At 28.2% G+C, this 6469-nt stretch carries 4 protein-coding genes; 3 read left to right on the top strand and 1 reads right to left on the bottom strand.

All coding sequences use genetic code 11. From position 1 onward, the window contains the following. Positions 1-58: 58 nt before the first annotated feature. The 3 genes from pyrR (at position 59) to NSA58_RS13855 (ending at position 3898) form a co-directional block, all read left to right on the top strand. Positions 59-589, top strand: a complete 531-nt coding sequence (gene pyrR / locus NSA58_RS13865; protein ID WP_039678900.1) for a bifunctional pyr operon transcriptional regulator/uracil phosphoribosyltransferase PyrR — start codon at positions 59-61, stop codon at positions 587-589. A 36-nt stretch (positions 590-625) separates the two neighbouring features. Next, positions 626-1870 (top strand): uracil-xanthine permease family protein, encoded by a 1245-nt coding sequence (locus NSA58_RS13860; RefSeq protein WP_039678901.1) that lies wholly within the window; start codon positions 626-628, stop codon positions 1868-1870. Positions 1871-1975: 105 nt separating this feature from the next. Next, positions 1976-3898 carry an AAA family ATPase gene (locus NSA58_RS13855; protein ID WP_039678902.1) on the top strand — a complete coding sequence of 641 codons (1923 nt, stop codon included), beginning with the start codon at positions 1976-1978 and terminating at the stop codon, positions 3896-3898. 37 nt (positions 3899-3935) lie between these two features. Here NSA58_RS13855 and NSA58_RS13850 read toward each other — a convergent pair whose 3' ends face one another. Then, positions 3936-6347 (bottom strand): GH25 family lysozyme, encoded by a 2412-nt coding sequence (locus NSA58_RS13850; protein ID WP_052232896.1) that lies wholly within the window; start codon positions 6345-6347, stop codon positions 3936-3938. Positions 6348-6469: the final 122 nt, after the last annotated feature.

Genomic DNA, 6469 nt, shown 5'->3' with positions numbered 1-6469 from the left:
AATATTTTATATGGTATTTAATAAAATTATTTAAATGCTAAATTTTAGGAGGATTCTTATGCAAAAGGCAAAAATAATGGACGAAAAGGCAATAGGAAGAGCTATAACAAGAATAAGTCACGAAATTATTGAAAGAAACAAAGGGATAGAAAATCTAGTACTTATTGGTATTAAGACTAGAGGTGTTCCAGTTGCAAGTAGAATAGCAGATAAAATTGAGGCTATAGAAGGTCAAAGGATACAAATAGGAGAAATGGATATAACTCTATATAGAGATGATTTGAGTAAAAAACAAATTGATCCAGTTGTTAACTCAACAAAAATAGATTTTGATATTACAGATAAAACAGTAGTATTAGTTGATGATGTATTATATACAGGAAGAACGGTAAGATCGGCTTTGAATGCGCTTATGGATGTAGGAAGACCTAAAGCTATACAACTGGCAGTTTTAGTAGACAGAGGACACAGAGAACTACCTATTAGAGCAGATTATGTTGGTAAGAATGTACCAACATCAAGAAGCGAAATAATCTCAGTTAAATTAATTGAGTGTGATACAGAAGATTCAGTTAGTATAGAAGAATAGGTTAATTATAGTATTAAAATCTTAGGGGGAATTTAAATGAAAAAAGCCATTTTATCAATTCAACATTTGTTAGCAATGTTTGGAGCTACTGTATTAGTTCCATTGCTTACTGGATTTGATCCGTCAGTAGCAATATTCTGTGCAGGAGTTGGTACATTATTATTCCATAAATGTACAGACTTTAAAGTACCAGTATTCTTAGGGTCAAGTTTTGCATTTATATCAGTTATAAACCAAGTTACAGAAACCTTTAATGGAGACTTATCTTATGCCCAAGGGGGTATAATTGCAGCAGGTCTTATATATGTAATAATGTCAATGATAGTTAGAGTCGTTGGTCCGGAAAAAGTTAAAAAATATTTTCCACCACAAGTTACAGGAGCAATGATAATAGTAATAGGTTTAAATTTAATACCAACAGCTATAGATATGGCAATGAATAATATAATTGTTGCACTTATAACTTTAGGTGTTGCAGTAGGAATTAATCAATTTGCTAAAGGAAGTATTAGACAATTTAGTGTAATAATAGCTATATTTGTAGGTATAATAGTTAGTAAATTTGCTGGAATAACAGATTTTAGTGCAGTAAGTCAAGCAAGTTTCTTTTCAGTACCAAATTTCACAGCTCCAAAATTTTCTATTGAAGCTATAATAATTATAGCACCAGTAGTTTTAGCAGTGTTTATGGAGCATGTTGGAGACATAACTACTAATGGAGCAGTTGTTGGAAAGAACTTCTTAGAAGATCCAGGTCTTCATAAAACCTTGCTAGGAGACGGTATAGCAACTTTATTTGCAGGGTTTATGGGGGGACCAGCTAATACAACTTATGGAGAAAATACGGCATTACTTGCTATAACTAAAAACTATGACCCTAAGCTATTAAGACTTACGGCAGTATTTGCCATAGTAATATCATGTGTGGGTAAGTTTGGAGCATTCTTACAATCAATACCTACAGCAGTTATGGGTGGAATTAGTATTTATTTATTCTCTATGATTACTTTTATAGGGGTTAAAACTATAAGAGATAGTAAATGTTACAAAGAAAATGGAAATCTTTCAGTAATGATAATAATATTAGTAATAGGGCTTACTACATGTTATGTAAAACACTTTGCAGGAGTAGAGATAGGTATACCTATAGCTAGCAGTGCAAAATTAACAGGACTTAGTTTAGCGGCTTTAATAGGGATAATTGTTAATAGATTAATAAATCACAATGATTTCAAAAGGGAAGTTTCTACTCCTATTAGAGAACTTGCAAGTACAAAATAATAAATTTTAATGTTAAATCACAAATTATCTCTATATATAATTTGTGATTTTTTTTATACTTATATTAATATAATTTATAGAAGATTAAATTGGGGCGTGAATTGAATGAGGATATCAAGCGTAATAATCAATAATTACAAATCTATAGGAACTCAGAAGAATGCATTATTGTTAGAAGATGATGTTACTGCATTAATAGGTAAAAATGATAGTGGTAAAAGTAATGTGCTTGAAATCCTAGGAGCGATTTCTTTTAGTCACTATATACTGGAGGATTTTTATAAGTTTAATAATAGCTTTTTGGATGGTGAATTATCTTTAGTTGTGGAACTTAAATTTACTAACAATGAAATAAATTTATTAAAAGAGTATAAAAATATTCAAGACGATATTACTTATTTTTACTTTTCACAATATAGAGAGATTGAGTTCAAAGGAGGGTTTTCAAGATTATTTGATGAGGATATAGAATTAGTTAAATCTATTTCGTACTTGAAAAAAGAGTTAATGCTATACTTAGAAGAAAATTATTATGATAGCATGGATAGTGAATTTTTTTGTGAAGTAGTTAAATATATTAATTCAATGGAAAACATTAATAATACCATATGGATTAAGTATAAGAAAAGCCTTAATAAATTGTTATATATTCTAAATTCTTATGGTGAAGATTACCTTTGTATTAGTGAAGACGATAATTTTAATGACAATATGCAAGAAGAAAATAAATCTAATATGGCTTATGATGAAAATAGATATACACTTATTAGACATTTAGAAATTGTTAAAAGTAAAATAAGAAAAAAATATTCAATGTTACCCATACTTTATCACAGAAAAAGCGAAGAAGAATTACAAAATGAATATCAATTGGAGGAAGTAAAAAAACAAATAAAAGATAGACGAGGAGCTTTATATAAGTTTATATTAGCTAGTGAAATAAATACACAAGAATTTTTACTAGCTATGGAAAATGACGATGAAAATCAATTAGAAATTTGTAGAAATAAAATAAAAGAAAAAATTAAGTATAATATCCAAAAAAAATTTAATGAATTTTATTGTGAAGAAAATGTACAAATTAAAATATCCTTTAAAAAGGATTATATAAAAATTCTAGTGAAGACTAATGAAAATACTACAAATATAAATGAAAGAAGTAATGGCCTTAGATGGTATTTAAATTTATTTATAGATATTTTAGCTAATGATATAAAGGATACAAATGTAATCTATTTATTAGATGAGCCAGGTGTATATCTTCATGTGAATGCTCAAAGGGAATTGCTTAGATTATTTTATGACTTATGTAAAAATGATAATCAAGTTGTTTATTCTACACATTCTCCTTATATGATAGATTCAAATAATATTATAAATATAAGGGCCATAGAAAAAGATGAAAAAGGTCATACAAATATTTATAATACAGCTTATGATAATAAATTAAATAGTGTATCCAAAAGAGAAACTTTAAGCCCTCTAGTTCAGGCTATAGGTGCTGATTTAAGATTTAATATTGGACCACAAGGCGGCAAACTAAATATAGTGACAGAAGGTATAACTGACTATATGTATTATACGGCAATGTTATATTATTTTAATGTGCCAGAGGAAAAAATGCCATATATTATTCCCGCTGTTGGTGCAGGGAATATTAATGTAATAGTATCCATATTAATTGGCTGGGGATGTGATTTTAAAGTTATATTAGATTATGATAAAGCTGGTTTTGTAGAGTGTGAGAAGTTAATAGAAAACTTAAATTTAAAAATAAATGAAGATATATTCTTTGTAAATTGTAATGACACTTATAATAATAAAGATAAGGACATTTATAAATATGCCGAATTTGTGGAAACTCTTATTAGTGAGGAGGATAAAGGAAAATTTAGTATTAATTATGTAGATAATAAAACTATGGCAGCTAAAGAGTTCTATGACAAGGTAAAATGTAAATCAGTAAACTTAAGTGATAAGACAGTAAACAATTTTAAAAAGTTGTTTAAGATTATGAATGTTATATAGTGAAATAATAAAAAGGGCTTAAAATAAGCCCTTTTTATTATTTGCATTTTATACTTTCTATACCACTGTATAAACTATATATTTTTTGTCCATCAACTATTCTATAAGCTCTAATTTTAAAATAGTACGTTTTACCTTTAGTTAAATTGACTTTAGTAAAACTTGTATTTGTAGTTGTACCGATAGAGTTGAAAGTTCCATTTTTAGAAGTTGACATACGTACTTCGTAACCAGTAGCTCTTTTACTTATGTTTGTCCAACTTACTTTTATGGATTTTGATTTAGTTGAGTTTAAAATTACACTTGGTTGTAATGGTCTAGTTGTAGCTTTTAATCTTGAAGAGTAGTCACTATAACGATTACTTCCATTTAAATATTTAAAAGCTTTTACTTTATAATAATAATTAGTTGCTGATACTAAATTACTGTGTTTATAAGAAGTTGTGGTATTATTATTTATAGTCTTTACTAACTTATAAGTGTCTGTATTTGTATCAAGTCTATATATTCTATATCCATCAGCATTTTTTACTTTATCCCAAGATAACTCTAAAGATGTCGCATTTCTAGTTTTTAAATTAAGATTAGAAACAGTCTTCACTTTAGTAGATTCAGCGAATGAATTTGAAATAAAACCGTTATAAGCATTTCCGTCCACAGTTTTATAACCTCTTACTTTATATTTATAAACAGTTGCATCGGTTAAGTTGCTATCTGTGAATGAAGTAGTTGAAGCACCTTTTATTGTTTTTAGATATTCATAGTCTTCAGATTTTGAATCATACTTATATATTTTATAACCAGTGACATCATCAAGTTTATTCCAAGATAATGTAAGAGAATTTGTAGTTTTCTTTGATAAGGAAACTTTTGAAATTTTCTTAGGTATTATTTTAAAAGTAATAGTTTTTTCTCCTGTATAATTACCGGTTCCTTTTATTAATATTTTTGCAGTACCTACAGATATATTATTGGAATAAGTAACGGTATAATCTTTATTTAAACTTAATGTTTTACCGTTGACTTTAACAGTAACACTTGGCTTAATTGCAGAACCAGTATATGACTTAGAACTAATTTCACTAACGGACGCTGATGACAAGTTTATTTTACTTGTAGTAGGAGCTACAATTTTAAAAGTAATAGTTTTTTCTCCTACATAATTACCGATTCCCTTTATTAATATTTTTGCAGTACCTATAGAAATATTATTGGAATAAGTAACAGTATAGTCTTCGTTTTCCTTTAAAATCTTATTATTAAGTGTAACCGTAAAACTTGGCTCTATCGCACTTCCTGTATATGTTTTTGAACTGATTTCACTTACTGAAGATGAAGATAAGTCAATTTTATTACTTGATGTTTGATTATTTGTTGGTTTTAAATAAGTATAATTCATATCAAAATATGCAGGTTCACTTGATGTACCAATGCCATTTATAGTACCTTTGTCTGTATATTGCCACATCATATATGGTCTATTATATGTACATGCAGAAGAATATTGTGCAATCCATAAGTTATTGGCAAATAACATATCTTCGTAAAAATATTTGTCACCAAAGTCTTTATTTGTATATATACCAGTTATGTATCCTGCATTTTTTATAGCAGTTAAAAATTCATCTGCCATTTTTGATGATAAATCCTTTGTAATTGTTATACCTAATTTTTTAGCATAATCTACACTATCATACTCAAAGTCATAAAACACTGGATAAGTTATTTTATCTCTATAAGGAGCGATAGTTTCTAAACATTTAGCAGCCTCTTCTTTTGCTTTAGTTACTGAAGTAGCATAACTAAACCAATAGACACCAATTTTTAAACCGGCATCACTTGCACCCTGGATATAAGATTCAAACTGCGGATCTACAGTAGCATTTCCAAATCCACCTCTTATTATTACATAATCGATTCCATCTGCTTTTACCTTTTTCCAGTCTATAGTACCATTCCACTTACTCACATCAATTCCTTTTTCTATAGGGCTTAAGGTAATGTAAGAAGCTGATACATACCCTGTTAGATTATCATATGATATTTTATACCAATTATTATCTCTACCTAATATTTCTACATTTTCACCATTATTTAATGTTCCTACAATACTATAAGATGTTGAAGGTCCACTTCTTACATTCAGCTTATTTGCAGTGACTTTTCCGAATCCTATAGAACTAGCTTTAGTTAAAGTCTTGGTTTCTAAATCTGGTAATTCGCTTTGAAGTGAGTATGTAGAAAGAACATCCCCCATGCTACGATGTGGATTAACTTCTGGGTCAGGTTGTATAGTAGAATCTTGATTGTCTATAGACTTGCTACTTATATAAGTATCCTCGCTGATTGTTGTATTTATCTCTTCGCAGTTACTTACAAGTACCATGTTTTGAAAAATCATAGCAGTTGAAAGTGATACAGCAAGAAATGATCTTGTTATTTTTTTCATAAATTCCCCCTATACAAGATGATATTTTGTTTTTAAATTTTTATTTATCTATTTATGACGGTACTTATCGTTAATAGATAAATTTGGATAAAATGTACTGCACATAATTAAAATATATAATA

The organism is Terrisporobacter muris, from assembly GCF_024621905.1.
Lineage (GTDB): Bacteria > Bacillota > Clostridia > Peptostreptococcales > Peptostreptococcaceae > Terrisporobacter > Terrisporobacter muris.
This window is presented reverse-complemented; position numbering and strand designations above follow the sequence as displayed.